Consider the following 22,319-nt stretch of genomic DNA (forward strand, 5'->3'; position numbering starts at 1 on the left):
AAGTATTTAATGTTTTATTTTCAAAGTGATGTTTTGACTGAATTACATACTTTTTCATGTTGGCATTAGGCTGGAATTTTAAAAATTAATTTTGAGCAAGTGAATTTACTTTCTTCAAAAATAAATCGATTTTGATTGGTTTTGCTGCAACATCGATATTTTTTCCATCAACACTGAATTTTTTTAAAATCATATCCTTGTTTGCTGTAACAAAAAAAATCTTCTGATTTGGCATCATCTCTAAAATTTTTGCACCTGCTTCAATCCCGTTTAATACAGGCATTGAATTATCACTTACAATTAGATCAAAAGGGGGTTGTTGTTCAGATTGATGTGAACACATTTCATTCTCATAAAGTTCAATCTCTTCTCTTCCATCCACTGCAATACTGACTTTATGTCCTTCAGATTCTAAGACATCTTTGTAAAACCCTGCTATTGCCTCAGAATCTTCCACAACAAGAATTTTCAAACTATGCATAATTTCATACATCCATCAAATAATACATAGATCTGTATGTCTAAATCAAACATCCTATGAAGATGGCCCTCTGAACTAAAATAATGCCCTCATTTTTTACCCTTAATTCTTCTAATACAGGCTATCTGAATCATTTTAAAAATAGCCATACATAAAATTGAAAATTAGTGTTTATACAATACCATAATCCAAAAACATCATGGGTAAGGGCTATTCAACAGAATCAATTAGAGCGAAATTGATTTTATCTTTGAAAAATTCTGATACTGGAATGTCGGGAGTTGAGATTTCTAAAAAAATCGGCATTAATAGAATTACAATGTCAAAATATCTCAAAATTTTTGCAGCCGAAGGATTGCTTCGCCAAAAAAATATTGGAAATGTGACTTTGTGGTTTTTAGAACCAGGTCAAGAATCTTTCAACTTTCCTGATGATTATTTCAAAGTGGGACCGGCCTACCTTGAATATCTGGTTAAAGGTACTGATGAACAAGCTCAATCTTTAATTCGAAATTGCTTGCATTCTGGTGCAACTACCAATCGATTGATTCTTGAAGTGATTTTTCCTGCAGTTGATCATATACAGAATCTATTTGATGACGGAAAAATTGGAACCGCAGAACTTAATCTGCTAAAAACTACAATTTCAAAATCATTTCAAATATTCAATCAACTTCAGATAGTAACTGATCCAAAAAAGAATGTAGTTGTAATTGCAGCTGATTCGCAAAGTATCCTGATTTCCGAAGCTGCATCTGCAGCATATCATTCAGAGGGATGGAGGGTCTCTCATTTAGGTGACATGTCTTCGGCAATTGATGTTTTATTTGATCTTGATTTTCAAAAATTGGTAGGAAAAATCTGGAAGCAAAAACCTGGAATTTTACTAGTAATAATATTCTCACATTCAAATGAGGGATTGAACTTTTTTGCAAATTCTATAAATCCGATTAAAGGAAAATCTGGAAAAAATTTGAAGCTAGTCCTATGTGGTAAAACATCAAAAAAATCTAAAATTAATTCTGATTTACTTTCTGATAAACTTGAGGATATTTTACAATGGTCCAAAACAACTGCTGACAATCTAAAATGATTAAAAAATGGGCCCGATGTGATTCGAACACATGACCTTTCGATTATCAGTCGAACGCTCCAGCCAAGCTGAGCTACGAGCCCACGAACAAATCTCTAGGCAGGACTCATTTAAGTTTAATTTTCTTTCCACTTGATTGAGCAACCAATTGATGGGTCAAAATCATTTTCAATTTTTTCACCGGACAATAATTTTTGCATATTGTTGATCATTGTCTTTTCAGTTGGGGAATCGTCTGGCTTCATAGCATTGTCTATTCTTCCATGAAAAACCAATTGTTTTTGACTGTTAAACAGGAATGGATCAGGTGTGCACATTGCTCCATATTTCTTTGCAACTTCTTGTGTTTCATCCACCAAATAATCGAATTTGAATCCTTTTTCTTTTGCAGTCTCTTTCATAGCTTCAAAACTATCTTCAGGATAATCCGTAGAGTCATTACTGTTAATTCCTATAATGGCTATCTCATTTCCAAATTTTTCATACAACTCATTTAACGCATCTACTTTAGCTTTAACATATGGACAATGATTACACATGAAAATTACCAAAATCCCTTTGTAGTTACTGTAATCATTTAGGGAATGTTTTTTGTCGTCAATTCCCAGTAATTCGAAATCTGGTGCAATACTTCCAGTTTTTAGTTTGACTTGAGACTCTAAAAGAACCATAAAGAATCAATCGTGTTTTCAAATAAAATTCTTGCCAAGAAGACAACAATTAAAATCCACAGATTATCCAAAGTTCATGTGGGCCGGTAGTATAGCCTGGTAGTATACCCGCCTTGCACGCGGGGGGTCACGGATTCAAATTCCGTCCGGTCCACTTTTTGGCTAAACCGATCTGTGCTGAATTTCAGATTACTGGATGGATTTAAATAGGATAACTTTGAGTTTTTTTTCATGGCAAGCGCAGCAGACGGATGGCCCGTATTCATACCACTCATTGTAGGTTTAGCCCCAGGTTTGATTTACTGGATAGCAATTACCGCAAAGAGAAAATAAGAATACATATCATTTTTTAATCTCTTTTTATTATTCTAGTTTTAGTGGTAACTAGGTGAATTGATGTTACCTTTCTTGTTGACTATATGTTATGCTAAATGAAATTAATCTGATTTAGCAACATCATTTGATGCAGAAACTTGTTTTAGGTATGTTTTTGATTTTGCTTTTGATTCCTTTTTCCCAATCCTATTCCCAAGAAAAAACTGACACGCCCTCTACTCTTTCAGTATCTCTTACCAGTGAAACTCCTTTTGTTTTTCAGGATTCAGAGGGCTACACTGTTGTTGTTGGAGAAGTTGAAAACAATGATTCATTATCCGCTGTAACAAATGTGGTAATTCAAGTAAAATTTTATGATGATTTAGATCCAAATCCTTTAGATATCAATCAAGGTCAAACAACTCTTGAAGTAATTCCAGCAAGTGGTAAATCTCCATATGCCATTCGTTCTCAAACACCTAATCCAAATATCACTCAGGCATCTGTCTTTCTTTTGGGATTTGATCCTTCAGTATCCAAACAAAAGGGATTGTCAGTTTATTCTAATGATGTATTTTATGATACATCTTTAAGATTTTCAGGAGTTTTACAAAATGGAGGGGCTCCTAATACTGATACTAACGTTTACCTGGCATTTTATGATGGTTTTGAACCATCACGAATTCTTGGGGTTTCTACAATAGAACTTGGTAATGTGGAGTCAAATGCTGAGGTACCTTTTGAGATAAATGAAGAAATTGATCCTCGAGCTGTAGGATTTTTGTTATTTGCAGAGTCTAATATTTTCAATTCTGATTTTGTTGATGTAAAAATCCCACCTCCACAATCAATGTCAAAATTGGTATCCATTTCTAATGTTGCAGTAAAGGACACAAATGGAAACAATCTATCTGAAATTAAGGTAGGTTCAACTGTAAATATTGTCAGTAAATCAGTAGTTGAGTTTTCTGGCAAAAAAATTCCAGCTGAAACTCCATACACATATTATGTTCAAATCAAAGAATCTGGAGAATTACCATATGTTGAATTTATTGGAAAATTTGACGGGCGATTTATTGGAAATCAACCCCAGTCACAATCAATAGATTGGATTCCAGAAAAAAAGGGATTGTTTTTCATTGAAACATTTGTTTGGGATAGAAATAATATTCCTATATCTGAGCAGGGCCCATTTGTCCTAATTCTAGTAAATTAGATTTGTTAAAGCAATACAATTCTACCCTTTAAATGCAACAAGATATGTTGGATCGTACTCATGAAAATTAATTTCTTTTTCATTATTGCCATGTCTTTACTTGTAGTATCTTTTTCAGGTCAAAGCGCTTTAGGTTATGGTGGTCCCCCTGAACAAAGTAGTGCAAACAACTACACTGTAGATATCAACACTGAGAAGGAATCATATGATCTTGGAGAATCTATAATATTTTCTGGAACTGTAAATAAATATGATGAAGATAGAAATTTACGAATTTCTATTTTTGATTCCAGTAAAAATTTAGTTTCTACTCAAAAAACACCGATAAATCCTGATAGGACATTTTCATATATTGTTGATCTAAATGAAAAATTTTTTGAAGGGAAATATTTTGTAAAAGCCCAATATGGGAATTCAAAGGCTACAGTTGAAAGTATTTCCTTTTTGATAAATTCTGGTTTGGATAATTTGTCCTTAGTTGATGCAAAAATACCTGATTGGATTAAAAGTAATGCTGGATGGTGGGCTGATGGTCAAATTGATGACAGCTCTTTCGTTGAAGGTATTCAATTCTTGATTAAAGAAGGATTGATGAAAATACCTGTGACTGAACAAGGATCTACAACTTCTAATAATAAAATACCTGATTGGATTAAAAGTAATGCTGGATGGTGGGCTGATGGTCAAATTGATGACAGCTCTTTCGTTGAAGGTATTCAATTCTTGATTAAAGAAGGATTGATGACATTATCTAGTTAAGAAAAAATCTCAAGTAATTTACATTTTAAGCATAATGAAAAAGTAGTAGATTTATTTTCAAAGAATTTTATACATATGCATGTCTAAATTTTCACTTGTTGCAATGGGTGGGACTTTTGATATAATCCATAAAGGACATTTGACATTACTTTCAAGTGCATTTGATATTTCAGATAAAGTGATAATTGGATTAACTAGTGATGAGCTAGCTAAAAAGAAAGGAAAAATTCTACTTCATGAATATGAAAAACGACTTGAAAATTTGAGTGTAGAACTTTTAAAAAAATACCCTAGTACTTCTTTTCAAATAAGTAAATTAAATAATGATTTTGGACCTGCAGTTCTAGAAAAAGAAGTTCAAGCACTTGTAGTAAGTGATGAAACCAGTAATCAAGGAAATATCTTAAATAAATTACGTTCAGAAAAGAAACTTCCCCCTGTTGAAATTATTACGGTTCCAATGTTTTTGGCAAAAGATGGAAAAAGAATATCTACCACTAGAATAAAAAATTCTGAAATTGACATTGAGGGGAACTCGCTTTCAATTGACAAGTAGCTTGTCTAACTTTGAGTAATTGTAATAAAACAAAATTCTTGGATTTTGTCTCATGGCAATCATAAACCATATGATGAAAAAAATTGATACTGACGTATCAAATCTTAAACAGGGACTACACCCTGAGAATCTCTCATTTTGGTATGATAAAATCATCAAAGAAACAATTGAGATGGCTCCTCCATGGCTTCAGGATAAAATCAAAGTACATCAAGATCCTATACTTTCAATGAAATTTAATTTAGATATTTCAAAACGTGCAGTAAGATATTTCATGATAGTAGTTGATAATAATATAGATGAGATGCCATATTCTACAAAACTCTATTTTCTTAAAGTTCAAGAAATAATGTCTGCTGAAATGGATAAATCATTAGTATGATGCGATTTTTTTATTTTAGGCACAAATTCAATCTGTAAGTATCTATAACCAAATACCTAACCAAAAATACAATGGAACTCTACAAATCAAAGTACTCCAATAAAAAAAATTCGCGAAGATCTTCCACTGGAGATAATGGTCCGTCACGTTCTTTTAGAAACTCTAGTAGGGATAAATATTCACGAGATGATAGAGGTTCACGAAATGACAGTAGAGATGAATCAACAACTGTAACTTGTTCTGATTGTGGGACTGAATGTACTGTTCCATTTGTTCCAAGAACTAACAAACCAGTTTACTGTAGTGATTGTTTCAGACAAAACAAACCACAAGATTCAGGAAATGATAGATATTCACGAGATGATAGAGGTTCACGATTTTCATCCAAACGAGAGTCTCGTCGAGAAAATAATAGGACTAGAAAACCACGAAATGATAAATTTTTGAGAAAACAAGAAAGTTTCTTTTCTAATGGTTCTGACAAATTTTATGAAACCATCAAAGAGAAGTTATATGAAATTTTAGGTGGGAAAATATGTTCTAATTGTGGTTTTAAGGATGAAAGAGCATTAGGAATTAGTCCAATTTCTGAAAATGTAACTTCTGATAATTCTGGTCGTGGTGGTGATGCTGCATCTTGGGGGAAATATATTTCAGCACCAGATCTTGCTAGAGAAGAATTAAAGGTATTTTGTTTAAATTGTAATCAGATTAGAGAGCCTATACCAAAACGAACAGAAGATAGATCAAGACCAAAATCTAAAAAGAGTAAATACTTTCCTAGATAATCCTAGAATCATTTTTGAGAATTTATTAACACTTTAATTATAATTATTTTAGAATAATATTATGGATGGAGATCAAAAGGCATTGGGAATCGCTATGATCATAATGGTGGGAATAGTAGCTCTATACACTGCTTTTGGTTCCTAGATTATCCCTTAACTATTTCTACATTGACATCATTTACTGTAGTAGAGATAATCTTGTGCTCTTTATCAAGAACTGATTGAATAAAATCTGCAAATTCTTCTACATGCCCTTCCTCTTTGAACATAATACTATGGGCTGATTTATCTTTCAATAAGATAACCAACTCATTTTTTATTATGTTTAGAATTGCTTTAATGTACGTCTCCTCTCCATCTTTAATGAAAATTAAACTGGCTAATTTTTGAGCCTCATAGTTGTCATCAAATGTAATGTTTAACTTCATTTATTCTCCAAAAGAAATTCATGTATCTTGTCTCTTGCCTTTTCTCTTTTTTCTTGATGGATTAAAAGAAAATCATTAATTTTTTCAATAAGTATTGCTTTTAATTCACCTGATAGTAATTTCCCTGATTTATAATCTTCATAAATTGTTTTTAATTTATTATCATCTGGTTCAAAAAATATTCTCAAATATTGAAATGAAACATCAATGTCTGGATTTCCACCAATTTTTCTATGCTCCTCAATATCTGGTTGACCTCCAGAAAATGCATGCTTGTTGATTTTCTTCTTTACAACATTTGGAGAATCAGTAGTGTAAATTGTTCCATTTTCATCTGATGCTGACATTTTACCTCCAGGTCCTTTTAATGCAGGAATCATAATGTTGTGAATTAATGCAGGTTTTGGCTTACCAATTTTTGGAGCTATATCTCTTGTTAGTCTAAAATGAGGATCTTGATCTACCCCTAAAGGAATTAAAACCGGTTTATCTTCAATAAAGCATGGAGCTGATTGCAATGAAGTATAAAAAATCATTCCAATGTTTGTTTCATTTGTAAAACCAAATGTTGCTTTTGTGTTAGAAAAATTAATTTTTTTTGCAACTTGAGCTGCAATAGGATAAAGTGTTTGAATATTTTTTGTGTTGATAATAATTTTTGTCTTATCTGGTTTGAAACCTAATGCAATAAAATCAAGAGCATTTTCAAAAGCGAATTTATTTGTCTCCTCCAAAGTAAGATTTGGTTTTGAAAAAAATTTTTCATCATCTGTAAGCTGAAAATACATATTAACATCAAATTTTTCTTGTAACCATTTTGCAAATACCCATGGTACTAAGTGTCCAATATGAGTATGCCCAGATGGACCCCTTCCAGTATATAGAAAGAATTTGTTCCCTTTTTCATATTCATCAAGAATTCTATTCATTTCTCTGTGAGAGAAGAAAATCCCTCTTCTAAGCATAAAATTGTCTTCTCCTGTAATTTTTTTCATTCTCTCCAAAAGTTCTACTGAAATCTTTTCTGTACCAAATTGCTTGATTAATTTGTCATAATCAATATCACCTTCAACATGCCAAGGAGTTACAATAAAGTCATCAGCTGACATTCATCTTGACTTAGGTTAAGGTTTAAAAAGTCTTTTTCGGATTCTTTGCTGTTGTCGCAAGTTTTTCATGAAATTGAAAAAAAAATTATCCTGTCTCTAAGAGATAATCCAAAACAATCTCCAGAAACCCTTGAAAAATCTACACAACTTTCGCCTGATCAAATCAGAAGAGGTATTGAATGGCTTCGATTAAAAGATCTAGCAATTGTCACTGAATCAAAATCAAGCATTATTAGATTAGGAAAAAATGGAATTGAATCATTTCAAAAAGGATTACCTGAAAGAAGACTGTTGAATTTACTTAAGACAGGTCCTAAAAAATTATCTGATTTACAAAAAGAATTGGGATTTGTATTTGGCCCTTCAATGGGTTTAGCAAGAAAAAATAATTGGGTAGAAGCCTCATCAGATCAAATTTCTATCAAAAATATTCCTTCAGAACTTCCAGGAGAAAAAACTATCAAACTAATTGGTGAAAATAAAATATCTAAAGATAAAATCGACATTGATGATTTAACTACTCTATTAAAAAGACCTGATTTTATAATTGAAGATATTATTACGTCTAAAGAGATTAGTTTATCTGATTCTTCTAAATCCATCAAACTCACAGAATCTAGTGGAGAAATTGATGTCGAAGCAAAAGTTCCCGAAACTTTTGTTGCTAGAACCCATCCCCTGAAAGATACTATAGATGAAATTCGTGAAATTTTTGTAACATTAGGATTTTCTGAAATTCTTGGCAATATGACTCAATCAAGCTTTTGGAATTTTGATGCATTGTTTACTCCACAAGATCATCCTGCAAGAGAATTGCAAGATACATTTTATCTGGATAAAATAAATGCTAAAAAAATTGGAACGGCAGAACAAATTAGAAAAGTTTCTGAATCACACAAAAAAAATTGGCGATATCAATGGGATATTAGTGAAGCAAAAAAAATGGTTTTGAGAACACACACTACTTGTGTGACAATCAAACATCTTGCTGAAAATAAGCCTGATGAGGCACGTTTTTTCTCATTAGGACGTGTATTTCGAAATGAAAAAGTAAGTTACAAACATCTTGTAGAATTTAATCAAATTGAAGGAGTTGTTGTTGGAAAAGATGCATCTTTAAGAAATTTAATGGGAATACAACGAGAGTTTTACAAACGAATTGGTATTACTAAAATAAAATTTTGGCCAACCTTTTTCCCTTACACTGAACCCTCTCTTCAAACAATGGTATACAATGAAAAATTAGGTAAATGGATTGAATTGTTTGGAATGGGAATTTTTAGACCTGAAGTCACTAAACCCTTAGGAATCACGAAACCTGTTTTAGCTTGGGGTGGTGGTATTGAAAGAATTGCTATGCTAAAATATGATTTAGATGATGTAAGAGAATTTTACAATAATAATCTTGGTTGGTTGAGGAGTACGACAAAATGCCAGTAGTGGAATTATCTTATTCGCGACTTCAGAAATTGATTGGTAAAGTCTCAAAAAAACAAATTGCTGATTCTTTACCTTTTCTTGGATTAGATATAGAGTCAGAAAATCAAGATTTAGTTAGAATTGAATACAGTCCAAATAGACCCGATTATTCAACAGATTTTGGAATTGCACTTGGACTGCAAGGATTACTTGGAATTAAAACTGGTATTGTGAAACTCAATGTAAAAAAATCTACCAAATACCCAATCATTGTAAAATCTAGCGTATCTAAAATTAGACCCTTTGTTACTGGTATTGTTGCAAAAAATGGAAAAATTGATGACAAAACAATCAAACAATTAATGACCATGCAAGAAGATCTTCATTTTGGAATAGGGAGAAAAAGAAAAAAATCATCTATTGGTATACATGATTTAGACAAAATTTCATTTCCTTTAGTTTACACCACTACTGACAGAGATCATACATTCATCCCACTAAATTCTGAAAAGGAAATTGCAATAACTGAAATTCTTTCTAAAACAATTGTTGGAAAAGATTATGGGCCTTTACTGGGGCAATCTTCACAAGTACCTATAATTTTAGATACGAATCAAAAAACCGTATCTTTTCCTCCGATTATTAATGCTGCAGTCACAACAGTTACTACAAAAACAAAGAATCTCTTTGTCGAGGTGACTGGAATCAATAAAGAGGATGCAGAAGATATGCTTTCAGTAGTGGCAACCATTTTACAAAGTGCAGGGTTTTACTTGGAATCTGTAAAAATTTCTGGATCAAATAATTCTACTCCAAAACTAGAACAAAAGAAAATCAAAGTCAGTTCTTCATTGATTAATCAGATTCTTGGCTTGAATTTAACACCATCAAAAATTACTTCATCTTTGAAAAAGTCTAGATTGGATGCATCATCAAAAGGTTCTATCATCACTTGTACTATCCCTGCATACCGTTTTGATATTTTTGGTTCTATGGATTTGGTAGAAGAAGTAGCTTTGGGATATGGAATCCAAAATCTTGAACCTACAATCTCTCCATCTCAAACTATAGGAAAAATTAATCCAGTATCAATTCAATTAAAATCATTAGATCAAACTATGATAGGATTAGGATTTCTTGAAGCTTTGAATTCTAGTTTGAGTAGTAAACGTGTGTTATATGAGATGACAAATAGGGATTCTTCAAAAATTATTTCTGTACTTGATTCCAAAAGTCAGGAGCATACAATACTTAGAGATTCTATACTTCCTGGATTATTGGAAAACCTTTCAAGAAATATTCATGAAACATATCCTCAAAAAATGTTTGAAACTGGAATTGTTTTTGGTCTTGATAATCCTGTATCTGAAAAAATTAATTTTTCAGGAATTAGTGCTCATAAAGATGCAAACTTTACTGAAATTAAATCAATATTGCAATCTGCGTTAAAAATTGGATTTGGAATTAATATTGAAACTAAGACTATCACAAATCCCACTTTTGAAGACGGCCATTGTGCTTCAGTGGTTCTTGATAATTCTCAAATTGGAATTATTGGAAAGATTGATTCAAAAATTATTGAAAATTATAAAATACGTGTACCTGTAGTTGGTTTTGAAATATCATTATCTGAATCTATTCTCAAATCGCTTTAACAACGATATTATCATCAATCCAATACCTGTAACAAATAACCCAATTCCAACAGTAATCTCGATCATTAATCTTTGATAAATTGAAAACCTTTCTGCATCTAGACGATAATTTGATTCAGATAACTCAAAATTTTCTAGATATTGAATTTGTGGATAATCAAAAATTATGATTAGTATTCCTAAAATCAAAACTATAATCCCAATGAAAAATAACGCTTGATTTTTGATTTCCATCAATGGTTTTTAGTAGGAGCAGTTCTATAATTAATCGCCCGAGAGCAGGCATGCAGACGGATTAGGATGAGTCGATCGTAATGATACCAGTGATTTCTAATTCACCCAGGTGTGCTACATTATGGGCAACCCCGGTTTCAGAACGCGAGGAGGCGTATGGCTATGTACCAATGATTTTGTGCGAGTCAGAACCGGGGAACATTATTTTAAAAAGATAAAACATCCCTTGATTCAGAGAAATTAAATGGTAAACTATTGGTTAACAAAACAAGAACCTAGTGGTCCTAGAGGATACAACTTTGAACAATTAAAGAAAGAAAAAACTACGGTATGGGATGGAGTTCATAACAATCTTGCATTAAAACATATGAGAGAAATGAAATCGGGTGATCTGGTTTTATTTTATCATACGGGTGATGAGCGACAAGCAGTTGGAATCATGCAAATTACTTCAAAGCCTTATCCAAATCCAAAAGAGGATAATGAACGGTTTATTGTAGTTGATGTGAAATATAAAAAAACATTGAAACGTCCTGTTACGCTTGATGAAATGAAAAAAGATAAAAAATTTAAAGACTGGGAACTAATTCGAATATCTAGATTGTCTGTAATGCCTGTCCCCAAGCCTCTTTGGGATGCAATCTTAAATATTTCTGAAAAATAACTACAATCGGTTTATTGATATAGTCGATTTGTTTAATGAAAATATGGCAACAGCTTATGTTTTAATAAACTGTGAACTAGGTTCTGAGGAAGCTATTATTCAGCAACTCAAAGGCTTAGAAGGTGTAAAAGAAGTTCATGGAACTTTTGGTGCATATGATATTTTGGCCAAAATTGAATCTGATACTGTAGAAAAACTAAGAGAAACAATTACTTGGAAGATCAGAAAAATTGAAAAAATTCGTTCAACTCTTACCCTTATGGGTATTGAAGGCCAAACATAAACACCCTTTTTTCTTATTATGATTTTACATTTTATTTTTGTGATAAAAGAAGAAGATCGTGAAAAACGAAAATTCGAATTTGAATATATTAAAAAAATGGGCCAATTTTACAAATTATGGATAAAAGAAAAATTTGGTATAGATTATGAAATTCAATGCGACGAGTTGGTTACAAAACCAACAAGTATTCTTCAAAGATTAGATACTCATACATTTGTTAGAGACCATGATCAAAGGGGAAAAGACATCTATCACTTTTACCTCACTCATTTCAAACCCTTGTGGACCGACTGCACATGTGATGGATATCATGCTGAAAATTTTGGATTGGTATTTTGGCAACCTCCAAAACAAGCTGATGATACTTTGTTTCTTGCAGAAAAAAACTGTACAACCGTATCTCATATTTTATTACATGAGTTTTTGCGAAAACTTGGACACAAAAAATTCATTCAAGTGGTTCATGATATTTGGACAAAACATCTCTTTGAACAATTAGAATTTGAACAATATGGAGAAGATTTTCAAAAAACAAATGCAAAGCCTATGTTTTTAACAATTGACACTTCTCAAGTAAATTTAAAAAATTAACACTTTGTTACTGAATAGATATTATTTTCAAAGTTTGCAGTTTTAAAATCTAATTTGTTTTCGGGATCATTTGTTCTTGATTTACTCAAATTCTCAAGCTCAACTAATGCATCTCCTCTAAACCCTACCGAAGAACCATAAATTGCATCAGTTAACATTGTTCCATGATCTCCTTTTTTAATATCATCTACCATTTCATAAAATCTAATTGTCTCTTTTTTATTAACTGGATTTCCAGTTGCTTTGTTATATGCTACTGAAATATACATTCCATTATTTTTCACGGCAACAGGAATTTTATGATTCTTACCTGATTCGCCTGGAATTGTTTCGTTAACTAGAACTTCACATTTGTGATACATGCTTGATACATATGCATAGAATCTATATTGTGCATATTTTCCTGCATCATCTTCTTCGCAACCTACAAAGACTTTGTGTAGTAATTCTAAGGCATCATCATTCATACTTTGTAATCTGTCATCTATTCTACCTCTTTCTAGAAGATCTGATTTACACTCTTTAGCAATTAAAACTAGAATAAAATCTGGTAAATTATAATTCTTCAAAGCTGCAACAAAGGCTCCAGCTTGCGACATTCCAAATTTTGGAAAACCTTTATTGACCATTTTTGAAAATCACCCTAAAAAACATACTACTCCCCAACAATATAGTAAAACATGCTTTTTGCTTATAATTGTTAAGGATTTTGTATGCCTATTTTGCTATTATTTCTAAATTTTAAATTGTAAATAATAAATTCAGGAGAAATTCACCGTTTTCTATGGATATTGATTCCACCCCTGAATTAGTTTCAAATGTTTATTCAAAAATCAAAGAGAATATTGTAAAATATAGAAACGTAGTTGAAAGACCACTAACTCTTACTGAGAAAATTTTATCTGGTCATCTTTATGAAATTCCTGATAAAACTCTTAATGGTGGAAAAGATTATGTTTTTCTAAAACCTGATAGAGTTGCACTACAAGATGTAACCGGTCAAATGGTTATGCTTCAATTTATGCAAGCAGGATTAAAACAATCTGCCTTACCAACAACTGTACACTGTGATCATCTGATTAGAGCTGAAGTTCAAGGCGATGTTGATATGAAAGTTTCTCTTGATGAAAATAGTGAGGTTTTCAAATTCTTGCAATCTGCATCTGCAAAACATGGATGTGGTTTTTGGAAACCTGGTGCTGGAATTATTCATCAAGTGGTTCTTGAAAACTATGCATTTCCAGGAGGTTTGATGATAGGTACTGATTCTCATACTCCAAATGCTGGTGGTTTGGGAATGATTGCAGTTGGTGTAGGTGGATTAGATGCAGCTGAAACTATGGCTGGACTTCCTTGGGAGTTACTTTACCCAAAAAAAATTGGTGTTAAATTAACTGGAGAACTTAATGGTTGGACCGCACCTAAAGATATCATTCTAAAAGTTGCAGAAGAACTAACGGTTTCTGGAGGAACAAATTCTATTGTTGAATACTTTGGACCTGGTACAAAATCTATTAGTTGTACTGGTAAAGCAACTATTACAAATATGGGGGCAGAAATTGGTGCAACTTGTTCAATATTCCCATTTGATGAAAGAATGGAAACTTATCTAAAATATACTAATCGAGAAAAAATCGCTGAATTAGCAAATCAAAATAAAGAATTACTGGTTGCAGATCCTGAAGTTGAATCAAATCCAGAAATCTTTTTTGATAAAGTAATTGAAATAAATCTCTCTACATTAGAGCCTCATATTGTAGGGCCTCACACTCCTGATTTAGCTAGAACAATTTCTGAATTAGGCGAGGATGTAAAATCAAATGATTATGTTGATTCAATATCTGTTGCGTTAATTGGAAGTTGTACAAATTCATCTTACGAAGACATGTCTAGAGTTGCAAGTATTGCCAAACAAGCAAAAGAAAAAGGAATCAAATCTAAAATTCCTTTGTTAATCACTCCCGGTTCTGAACAAATTCGTGGAACCATCGAACGGGACGGTCAAATGGATTCTCTTAAAGACATTGGCGCAACTGTTCTGGCAAATGCGTGTGGACCTTGTATAGGACAATGGAATAGACCTGAATTACAAAATGAAGAGAAAAACACAATCGTTACTACATTTAACAGAAATTTCCCAGGAAGAAATGATGGTCATAGATCTACTTTGAATTTTATTGGTAGTCCTGAGATGATTATTGCTTTAGCATTAGGAGGTAGATTGTCCTTTAATCCATTAAAAGATGAACTTACTTCTTCAGATGGTACAAAATTTAAACTGCTACCACCAAAACCTGCACCTGAAGTTCCTGAAAATGGATTTATGATTCCTGAAGGAATTTACATTCCACCTCCAGAAAACCCAACAGAAGTTGAAGTAATAATTGATCCAAATAGTAAAAGGCTCCAACTTTTAGAACCATTTTCAAAATGGGATGGAAATGACTTTGTTGATTTACCAATTCTAGTTAAAGCTAAAGGAAAATGTACCACTGATCATATCTCTCCAGCTGGAGCCTGGTTGTCTCTTAGAGGTCACTTAGATAATTTGAGTGATAACATGCTTTTAGGTGCAGTTAATTCGTTTAATGACGAAGTAGGTAAAGGAAAGAATATACTCAATAATCAACTTGAAGGATTTTCAACTATTGCAAGACAGTATAAAGAAAAACAGATGAGATGGATTATTGTAGGCGATAATAATTATGGTGAAGGTAGTAGCAGAGAACATGCTGCAATGTCTCCTAGATATCTAGGATGTGCCGCAGTTATCACCAAAAGTCTTGCTAGGATTCATGAAACTAATTTGAAAAAACAAGGAATTTTAGCACTAACTTTTAACAATCCAGATGATTATGAAAAAATTTTAGAAGATGACAAAATCAGTCTTTTGGAATTAAATGAGTTGGAACCAAATAAGCAAGTAAAATGTGTTATTACACATAAGGATGGAAGTAAAGATCAAGTTTTACTTAATCACTCATACAATAAAGCTCAGATTGAATGGTTTAAAGCTGGCTCTGCACTTAATGTTTTAAGAAATAGATGATCATTTTATCGTGGACTGACTAGTATTATTAAAAGTGGGCTCGGACGGATTTGAACCGACGACCGATGGTTTTGGAGACCATCGTCCTACCTGGCTAGACTACGAACCCACAAGAATCAAAATATTCTGCTTAAATTTTAAGTTACTTTTAATCAAGATTTATTTGAGAATGATAAGAATTTGTATATGTTCATAAATCATGGTAAAACCAATTTACTTAGCATTAGGCGCAATTCCTGTAATTGTGGCACTTTTAATTTCTGTTCCCTTACTTACCAAAAATGAAATTCCGATGTCGGCAGCTAACTCTGTTGATAAAATTGAAATTGAATACACAAAACACCAGCTAAAGAAAATTTCTTATGGTGTTACAGAAAGAACTGGATCACAAAAAACTGAAATTCTTTTCATAAAAAATGACGGTAATGTCAAATATTCTGTTACTGAACAGGGATACCTACAACCTGACATTCGTTCAAAACTAGATGATAAAAAACTAGAAAAAATAAAGGCATTAATTAAAGAAACTGGTTTTATTTCTATTCCTTCTGAATCCTTTTCCATTCTAGAAAATGTAACTGACTATCAGAAATCAAATGTAAAAATCACTCTTAATGGTCGTGTAAATCAAATTCATTGGCCTGAACAAAATGCTACTTCGGATTTTATTCCCCCAATTATTACAATGGTTGAATCTGAACTTGATAAGATTATTTCTGAAATAGGTGAATAGGTACAAATAGTCTTTAATGAAAATTAGTATATGCTCCCTTTATCAGGTGAACGATTAGATGCTAAAGGAATCGTTTCTGATTCTATAAACTCTGTTGATACTTTACGCGGTTCATCTACTGTTAAACGAGGATTTGCTCATATGCTAAAAAATGGAGTTGTGATGGATGTTACAACTGTAGAACAGGCTCAAATTGCTGAAGAAGCTGGTGCAGTATCTGTGATGGTTTTAGATAAACTTCCCTCTGAAGTGCGAAAAGCTGGTGGAGTTGCCCGTACTGCAAGTATTAGAATTATTGAAGAGATTATGGATTCTGTTACTATACCTGTTATGGCCAAATGTAGAATTGGACATGTCAATGAAGCCTTAGTTCTTCAAGAGACTGATGTCGATATGATAGATGAATCTGAAGTTCTAACACCAGCTGATGAATTTCATCATATTTGGAAATGGGATTTTACAACACCTGTTGTTAATGGTTCTAGATCTCTTGCTGAAGCTTTACGAAGAATTGAAGAAGGTGCATCAATGATCCGAACAAAAGGTGAACCAGGAACTGGAAATGTTGCAGAAGCAGTAACTCACATTAAAAAACTAAATGATGAATTAAGAACAATTAAAGCAATTTATGATTCTGGTGATAATCAAGATTTAGTTAGAATTGCAAGAGAATTCAAAGTATCTTATGATATTGTTCATCAAACTGCAAAACTTGGAAGATTACCTGTTGTAAATTTTGCAGCTGGTGGAATTGCAACACCTGCTGATGCTGCATATCTGATGTCTCTTGGTTGTGATGGTATTTTTGTAGGTTCTGGAATTTTTAATGCAGATGATGCTAAAGAAAGAGCTAGAGCAATAGTTTTAGCTACAACTTTTTGGAATGAAACTGATAAAGTAAAAGAAGCACAAAAAATGATTGATGAAAGACAATCAATGATAGGCTTGGATGTAAAAACACTAGAATTACGTATGCAAGATCGTGGTGGTTCATCATGAGCCTTAATGTTGGTGTTTTATCCATCCAAGGAGATGTTGAAGAAAATCTTTTATCTACTAAAACTGCTTTAGATGAATTGGGTTTAGATGGTAAAGTATACGACGTTAAAACCCCTGAGGAGATTTCTCAGTTAGATGGTTTGATAATTCCTGGTGGTGAAAGTACTACCATAGGACAACTTTCTTTTGTAAATGGATCCCTTAAGGTGATAAAGGAAAAAATTGAAAATGGAATGCCAGTACTTGGAATTTGTGCAGGGATGATTATGCTATCTAATTCTGCAAGTGATCGTATTATGGGTAAAACTGATCAACCTCTTTTGAACATTCTTGATATTAAATTAGAGAGGAATTCGTTTGGCCGACAAAAAGAATCTTTTGAAGCAGATATTTCTTTAGATTCGATTAATATTCCTAAATTTAATGGAGTGTTTATCAGAGCACCATCTGTATCTGATGTTGGTTCAGGTGTGGATGTTTTATCGAAATTCAATGAACGTATTGTTGCAATAAAAAAGGATAATGTCATTGGAACTGCATTTCATCCTGAACTTACTCCGGATACGTCATTACACAAATATTTCATCAATCTTGTAAAATCTTTTAAAAATTAACTCACAATGATGATTTGTAAGCAATTCTTTTTAATCATTATCTAACCGAGCTTATAAAATGGACAAAAAATTTGTATTATTTGGAATATTGGCCTCATTTTTGTTAGGTGGTCTTTTTGGACAATTTTCAATTAACGATTCATTTGCAGATGATAATCTTTCTGTAAGTAGAGAAGATTCTGATGTATATCAAAAACAAATAGCTTCAGAAGAAGAAAATCAAAAAGCTGAAGAACGACAACAAAAGCTAGATGAAAAAGAACAAGAAAGAAAGCAAAAAGCTGAAGAACGACAACAAAAGCTAGATGAAAAAGAACAAGAAAGAAAGCAAAAAGCTGAAGAACGACAACAAAAGCTAGATGAAAAAGAACAAGAAAGAAAGCAAAAAGCTGAAGAACGACAACAAAAGCTAGATGAAAAAGAACAAGAAAGAAAGCAAAAAGCTGAAGAACGACAACAAAAGCTAGATTCTGATAGAAAAAAACTTGAGGAAAGATTGTCTAAAAAAATTAACAAATATGAAGAGAAATTAAGAGAGATTAAAGAAAAATATCAAAATAGAATTGAATCTCAATTTACAGGAGATGCCGAAAAACTTTCAAACGATATTACAAAATTAGAAGATAAATTTACCAAAAAATCAGAAGATATACGTAAAAAACTTGAGGCAAAGCAAAAAACATTAGATTCTCGAACTCAGAAAATCCTTGATAAAATCAACAATGGGGATTACTTAGGAGATAAAATTGGAACCTCTACTACAATTGAAAGTTATAGTCTTGTTTTTGATTCCGTTCAGGCTACTGGAATTCACAACAAAACTCAATTTTCTACTCTTGAAGGTTTTATGACTTTCAATACCTTTGACAAGAGTAAATCTAATTTGAAATTGGAATTAGAGGATTGTAAAATTACTGTGGATGATATTCCTTATAATTGTGGATTTGGAAAAGCTCGAACAACTTCAGGAAATTCTGAAGTAAAAGATTCACTTGTGATTCTTGCATTCCTTGAAGATGATGTCATTGAAGAGGTACATTCCACGCTTAAAATTTCATTAAATGCAGATTTTCCTATCGGTGATATTGATGGATCAAGTCAAGTTTCAATTTTAGGACCACAAAGTAAAATTTCTGGCATGTGGTTTTTAGATGGAACTGGAACCTTGATTAGGACAGTTTCCTTAAGTGATGATTCAACAGATGATTCTGATGGTAATGAAATTACTGTTGAGTTGGATGAAGACATAGGCGTCAGTGGGAATTGATATTGCCTATCAGAAATTTATTTTTCTTATTTGGCTTTGTTTTTTCAATTTTTTTAATTTCTTCATCTCCATTATCTTTTGGTGATGTAGGTTCTGTTTCTGTTGAATCATTTGATGTTGATTATAATATCGAAAATGGAGTTCTTGATTCCATTTTCTTAGATCCTGATTTTATTGAATTAATCATAACAATGGATACTATATCTGATGGAACTATTGAACTGAAAATTCCAAGAAATTTGTTAGATGCAAAATTTGATACAACCGACGATGTTTTCTTCATCTTAGTTGATGGTTTTGAAACTGATTATGCAGAAATTAATTCTAATTCTGATTCTAGAACACTTGTAATTCCTTTCTTTTCTGGAGATTCAGTAATTGATATTATAGGAACTGATGCATTAACCCCATTTTCAACAGAATCTGAAATCCCTTCGTGGATTAAGAACAATGCTGGATGGTGGGCTGATGGACAAATAGATGATGTGGCATTCATTCAAGGAATACAATATTTGATTACTGAAAATATTATGTTTATTCCTGAAACAGAACCTGGAGAGTCCTCTGGAAGTGGAATTCCTTCGTGGATTAAGAACAATGCTGGATGGTGGGCTGATGGACAAATAGATGATGTGGCATTCATTCAAGGAATACAATATTTGATTACAAATGGAATTTTAGAGGTCAAGTAGGCTCAATCTATCAGATTGTGCATTGATTTCAAATCTTTTTTGTATGGTTCGAGAATAGAAGGAATTTCAATTTTTATTGAATCTTTTAATGATAATCCCTGATCTTTTTTCTCATTCCAGACTTTGGAATTAAATTCAGTAATCTCTTTAGTGATATTACTTTGTTCATCTAGATTTTCAGAATCAACTTGTTTTTCTTTATGAATACTTTCTTCTGAATACAAAATCTTCCAAAGATGTTCAGTAATAAAAGGAGTAATTGGAGCTAATAATTTTAAAACTGTTGACAATGTTTTATGAAGTGTAAATATCGCACCGTTTCTTTCTTCATCGGTAAATTCAATTCCATAAGCTCTAGCTTTTACCATTTCAATATAATGTGCAGCAAACAAATTCCAAGTGAATTCTCTTATTGCAATTGCAGGAATGAAAAAGTTGTATTCGTCATAACCTTTCTTACATTCTTTAACTAAATTATCTAATTCCGATAAAATCCATTTGTCTGATGCTGTAATGTTTCCAGATTTAATTACGGGAAAGCTAGACAAAAATCTTGACACATTCCATAATTTACTAAGAAATTTTTTACTTGATTCAATTTTTTGCTCATTGCATCTAAAATCATAACCGTGATTAATTTCACTTGCACTCCAAAATCTAAAAGTATCAGCTCCTAATTTTTCAATAACTGGTAATGGATCTATTGCATTTCCTTTACTCTTACTCATCTTCATTCCTTTTTCATCTAAGCCATACCCCATTATCCATGCTTCAGACCATGGTTTTTCTCCTGTTAATTGCTCACATCTTAGCAGTGTATAGTATAGCCATGTTCTAACAATATCTTTTGCTTGAGGTCTAATCGAAGCTGGATATACTTTATTGAAAAATTCCTCATCTCTGTTAAATTTACTAATGAAGAGTGGAGATACACTTGAATCCATCCATGTATCAAAGGTTCGTTCCTCGCCCACAAATTCAGTCGAATTACATTTGGAACAATTACTAATTGGACATTTCTCATTCCAAGGTCTATAGTACTTTCCAGGCTCAGGAACATGGGGTTCTGAGCAATTTTTACAGTACCAAATTGGGATTTCAGTCCCATAATATCTTCTTCTTGAAATTGGCCAGTCGATATTGATAGATTCTAACCAATTCATCAAAATCTGTTTATGCATTGTTGGATGAAATGTGATGTCTTGTCCTAATTTTTTGATTTTTTCAATTGACTCTTTTTGCTTTAGATAATATTCTTCCATTGGAATAATTTCAATTGGAATCTTACTTCTCTCTGAAATCGGTGTTCTGTGATTAATATCTTCGATTTTTTCTAAAAATCCCTTTGTCTCTAAATCTTCAATGATTTTTGTTCTTGCTTGTTTTGGTTTTAGCCCTGCATATTCACCTGCAACCTCTGTCATTCTTCCATCTAATCCAATTGCAACAATCTCTTCTAGTTCTAATTCTCTAAACAGTGCTACATCGTTTTGATCACCGTAACTACATACCATTACAGCTCCTGAACCAAATTCTTGTTTTGCAGAATGATGTGTTCTTAATTCCACCTCGACATTTGTTATTGGAACAATTACTTTTTTTCCAATGTATTTTGCATATCTCTCATCTTCGGGATTAACTATGATAGTTCTACATGCACAAAGTAGCTCTGGTCTTGTACTGGCAATAATTATTTCTTGATCTGTATCTTTAATTTTAAATTTCATGTAAACTAGTTTTGTGGGTAAGTCTTCGTATGTTATCTCTGCATCTGCAATAGTTGTACCTGAAACCCAATCATAGTTGTTTGGTCTGTTTGCTAAGTACACTTGTCCTTTTTTCCATAATTCTATGAATGTTGATTGTGTGAGACTTCTATATTCTTCTGAGTCTGTTCTATAGTAATTTGCAAAATCACCACTAATTCCTAAACTTTTCATTATGAGAATCATCTCTGCCTCCAAATCATCTAGTGCTTCTCTACAAAGATTTAGAAATTCACCCCTTTCTGTTTCTCTCATTCTAATTTTGTGTTTTTTTTCTGTGTATAGCTCAACTGGTAATCCATTCCTGTCTATTCCTATTGGGAAATAGACATTTTTTCCATTCATTCTTGCAGTTCGAGCAATCATATCTATTTGTGAATAATGAGCAGCTGCCCCAATATGCCACGGTCTACCTGAAGGATATGGAGGTGGAGTGTCTATTGTATAATTCTCGTCTTGTGGTGTAAAGTCATAAATTTTTTCATCATCCCACTGTTTTAGAATTTCCTTCTCTAATTCTGGATTCCATGCTTTTTCTGAAATTTTAGGTTCCAT

Annotated in this window: 22 protein-coding genes, 3 tRNA genes and 2 pseudogenes; 18 read left to right on the forward strand and 9 right to left on the reverse strand. The window is 32.4% G+C overall.

Annotated features, from left to right (window positions below; all coding sequences use genetic code 11):
• Positions 1–85: 85 nt before the first annotated feature.
• Entirely contained in the window at positions 86–481 is a 396-nt protein-coding gene (locus NADRNF5_RS01945; protein WP_048115114.1) for a response regulator, read from the reverse strand.
• 199 nt (positions 482–680) lie between these two features.
• On the opposite strand from NADRNF5_RS01945, the gene NADRNF5_RS01950 reads away from it, so the two are divergent.
• Positions 681–1,574 (forward strand): B12-binding domain-containing protein, encoded by an 894-nt coding sequence (locus NADRNF5_RS01950; protein ID WP_048115116.1) that lies wholly within the window; start codon positions 681–683, stop codon positions 1,572–1,574.
• Between the two features lie 8 nt (positions 1,575–1,582).
• Here the strand turns inward: NADRNF5_RS01950 and NADRNF5_RS01955 are convergent.
• Positions 1,583–1,657: transfer RNA gene (locus tag NADRNF5_RS01955), tRNA-Ile, on the reverse strand.
• Between the two features lie 33 nt (positions 1,658–1,690).
• Positions 1,691–2,245 carry a thioredoxin family protein gene (locus NADRNF5_RS01960; RefSeq protein ID WP_048115124.1) on the reverse strand — a complete coding sequence of 185 codons (555 nt, stop codon included), beginning with the start codon at positions 2,243–2,245 and terminating at the stop codon, positions 1,691–1,693.
• Between the two features lie 80 nt (positions 2,246–2,325).
• On the opposite strand from NADRNF5_RS01960, the gene NADRNF5_RS01965 reads away from it, so the two are divergent.
• From NADRNF5_RS01965 to NADRNF5_RS10820, 6 genes and pseudogenes are all read left to right on the forward strand, one after another.
• Positions 2,326–2,399: transfer RNA gene (locus NADRNF5_RS01965), tRNA-Ala, on the forward strand.
• A 309-nt stretch (positions 2,400–2,708) separates the two neighbouring features.
• Entirely contained in the window at positions 2,709–3,776 is a 1,068-nt protein-coding gene (locus tag NADRNF5_RS01970; RefSeq protein ID WP_048115134.1) for a hypothetical protein, read from the forward strand.
• Between the two features lie 486 nt (positions 3,777–4,262).
• A pseudogene (locus NADRNF5_RS11520) lies at positions 4,263–4,535 on the forward strand (hypothetical protein); the annotation flags it as partial.
• Positions 4,536–4,614: 79 nt separating this feature from the next.
• The gene (locus NADRNF5_RS01980) at positions 4,615–5,091 is read left to right on the forward strand and encodes a phosphopantetheine adenylyltransferase (RefSeq protein WP_048115138.1); all 477 of its coding nucleotides are present in this window, start codon (positions 4,615–4,617) and stop codon (positions 5,089–5,091) included.
• Positions 5,092–5,143: 52 nt separating this feature from the next.
• On the forward strand, positions 5,144–5,473 hold the full coding sequence (locus NADRNF5_RS01985; protein ID WP_048115140.1) for a hypothetical protein: 330 nt from the start codon (positions 5,144–5,146) through the stop codon (positions 5,471–5,473).
• 71 nt (positions 5,474–5,544) lie between these two features.
• On the forward strand, positions 5,545–6,261 hold the full coding sequence (locus tag NADRNF5_RS10820) for a CxxC-x17-CxxC domain-containing protein (RefSeq protein WP_082051961.1): 717 nt from the start codon (positions 5,545–5,547) through the stop codon (positions 6,259–6,261).
• Between the two features lie 146 nt (positions 6,262–6,407).
• Here the strand turns inward: NADRNF5_RS10820 and NADRNF5_RS01995 are convergent, their stop codons facing one another.
• Positions 6,408–6,689 (reverse strand): hypothetical protein, encoded by a 282-nt coding sequence (locus NADRNF5_RS01995; RefSeq protein ID WP_048115142.1) that lies wholly within the window; start codon positions 6,687–6,689, stop codon positions 6,408–6,410.
• Positions 6,686–7,798, reverse strand: coding sequence for a tryptophan--tRNA ligase (locus tag NADRNF5_RS02000; protein WP_048115144.1), 1,113 nt, complete (start codon positions 7,796–7,798; stop codon positions 6,686–6,688). Before NADRNF5_RS02000 ends, NADRNF5_RS01995 begins: the two co-directional genes overlap by 4 nt.
• A 51-nt stretch (positions 7,799–7,849) precedes the next feature.
• On the opposite strand from NADRNF5_RS02000, the gene pheS reads away from it, so the two are divergent.
• On the forward strand, positions 7,850–9,238 hold the full coding sequence (gene pheS / locus NADRNF5_RS02005; RefSeq protein ID WP_048115146.1) for a phenylalanine--tRNA ligase subunit alpha: 1,389 nt from the start codon (positions 7,850–7,852) through the stop codon (positions 9,236–9,238).
• Complete coding sequence (pheT, locus tag NADRNF5_RS02010; RefSeq protein ID WP_048115149.1) at positions 9,229–10,872, forward strand: phenylalanine--tRNA ligase subunit beta; 1,644 nt, start codon at positions 9,229–9,231, stop codon at positions 10,870–10,872. The genes pheS and pheT overlap by 10 nt, the downstream gene beginning before the upstream one ends.
• On the opposite strand, the gene NADRNF5_RS02015 is transcribed toward pheT, so the two are convergent.
• Complete coding sequence (locus NADRNF5_RS02015) at positions 10,843–11,106, reverse strand: hypothetical protein (protein ID WP_048115151.1); 264 nt, start codon at positions 11,104–11,106, stop codon at positions 10,843–10,845. The genes pheT and NADRNF5_RS02015 overlap by 30 nt on opposite strands.
• A gap of 244 nt (positions 11,107–11,350) precedes the next feature.
• Between NADRNF5_RS02015 and NADRNF5_RS02020 the strand changes: the two genes are divergently transcribed.
• From NADRNF5_RS02020 to NADRNF5_RS02030, 3 genes are read left to right on the forward strand one after another with little or no spacing between them, the layout of a single operon-like run.
• Complete coding sequence (locus NADRNF5_RS02020; RefSeq protein WP_048115154.1) at positions 11,351–11,770, forward strand: EVE domain-containing protein; 420 nt, start codon at positions 11,351–11,353, stop codon at positions 11,768–11,770.
• A gap of 43 nt (positions 11,771–11,813) precedes the next feature.
• Positions 11,814–12,053, forward strand: coding sequence for an Lrp/AsnC ligand binding domain-containing protein (locus NADRNF5_RS02025; RefSeq protein WP_014963852.1), 240 nt, complete (start codon positions 11,814–11,816; stop codon positions 12,051–12,053).
• Between the two features lie 18 nt (positions 12,054–12,071).
• Complete coding sequence (locus NADRNF5_RS02030) at positions 12,072–12,644, forward strand: hypothetical protein (RefSeq protein WP_048115158.1); 573 nt, start codon at positions 12,072–12,074, stop codon at positions 12,642–12,644.
• On the opposite strand, the gene NADRNF5_RS02035 is transcribed toward NADRNF5_RS02030, so the two are convergent.
• A complete protein-coding gene (locus tag NADRNF5_RS02035; protein WP_048115161.1) occupies positions 12,641–13,273 on the reverse strand; it encodes a hypothetical protein in 633 nt (210 codons plus the stop codon). The genes NADRNF5_RS02030 and NADRNF5_RS02035 overlap by 4 nt on opposite strands.
• Positions 13,274–13,428: 155 nt before the next feature.
• Between NADRNF5_RS02035 and NADRNF5_RS02040 the strand changes: the two genes are divergently transcribed.
• Positions 13,429–15,693, forward strand: coding sequence for an aconitate hydratase (locus tag NADRNF5_RS02040; RefSeq protein ID WP_048115163.1), 2,265 nt, complete (start codon positions 13,429–13,431; stop codon positions 15,691–15,693).
• A gap of 35 nt (positions 15,694–15,728) precedes the next feature.
• Here NADRNF5_RS02040 and NADRNF5_RS02045 read toward each other — a convergent pair.
• Positions 15,729–15,802: transfer RNA gene (locus tag NADRNF5_RS02045), tRNA-Trp, on the reverse strand.
• 90 nt (positions 15,803–15,892) lie between these two features.
• Here NADRNF5_RS02045 and NADRNF5_RS02050 point away from each other — a divergent pair.
• The 5 genes and pseudogenes from NADRNF5_RS02050 to NADRNF5_RS11525 form a co-directional block, all read left to right on the forward strand.
• On the forward strand, positions 15,893–16,426 hold the full coding sequence (locus tag NADRNF5_RS02050) for a hypothetical protein (RefSeq protein ID WP_048115165.1): 534 nt from the start codon (positions 15,893–15,895) through the stop codon (positions 16,424–16,426).
• 30 nt (positions 16,427–16,456) lie between these two features.
• Entirely contained in the window at positions 16,457–17,425 is a 969-nt protein-coding gene (pdxS, locus tag NADRNF5_RS02055) for a pyridoxal 5'-phosphate synthase lyase subunit PdxS (RefSeq protein ID WP_048115169.1), read from the forward strand.
• Positions 17,422–18,039, forward strand: a complete 618-nt coding sequence (pdxT, locus tag NADRNF5_RS02060; protein ID WP_048115172.1) for a pyridoxal 5'-phosphate synthase glutaminase subunit PdxT — start codon at positions 17,422–17,424, stop codon at positions 18,037–18,039. The genes pdxS and pdxT overlap by 4 nt, the downstream gene beginning before the upstream one ends.
• 58 nt (positions 18,040–18,097) lie before the next feature.
• Positions 18,098–19,306 (forward strand): hypothetical protein, encoded by a 1,209-nt coding sequence (locus NADRNF5_RS02065; RefSeq protein ID WP_048115175.1) that lies wholly within the window; start codon positions 18,098–18,100, stop codon positions 19,304–19,306.
• A gap of 422 nt (positions 19,307–19,728) precedes the next feature.
• Positions 19,729–19,998 (forward strand): annotated as a pseudogene (locus NADRNF5_RS11525) (peptidase); the annotation flags it as partial.
• A 2-nt stretch (positions 19,999–20,000) separates the two neighbouring features.
• Here NADRNF5_RS11525 and NADRNF5_RS02075 read toward each other — a convergent pair.
• Positions 20,001–22,319, reverse strand: a complete 2,319-nt coding sequence (locus tag NADRNF5_RS02075) for a valine--tRNA ligase (protein ID WP_048115177.1) — start codon at positions 22,317–22,319, stop codon at positions 20,001–20,003.

Origin of the sequence: Nitrosopumilus adriaticus (assembly GCF_000956175.1) — an archaeon.
Lineage (GTDB): Archaea > Thermoproteota > Nitrososphaeria > Nitrososphaerales > Nitrosopumilaceae > Nitrosopumilus > Nitrosopumilus adriaticus.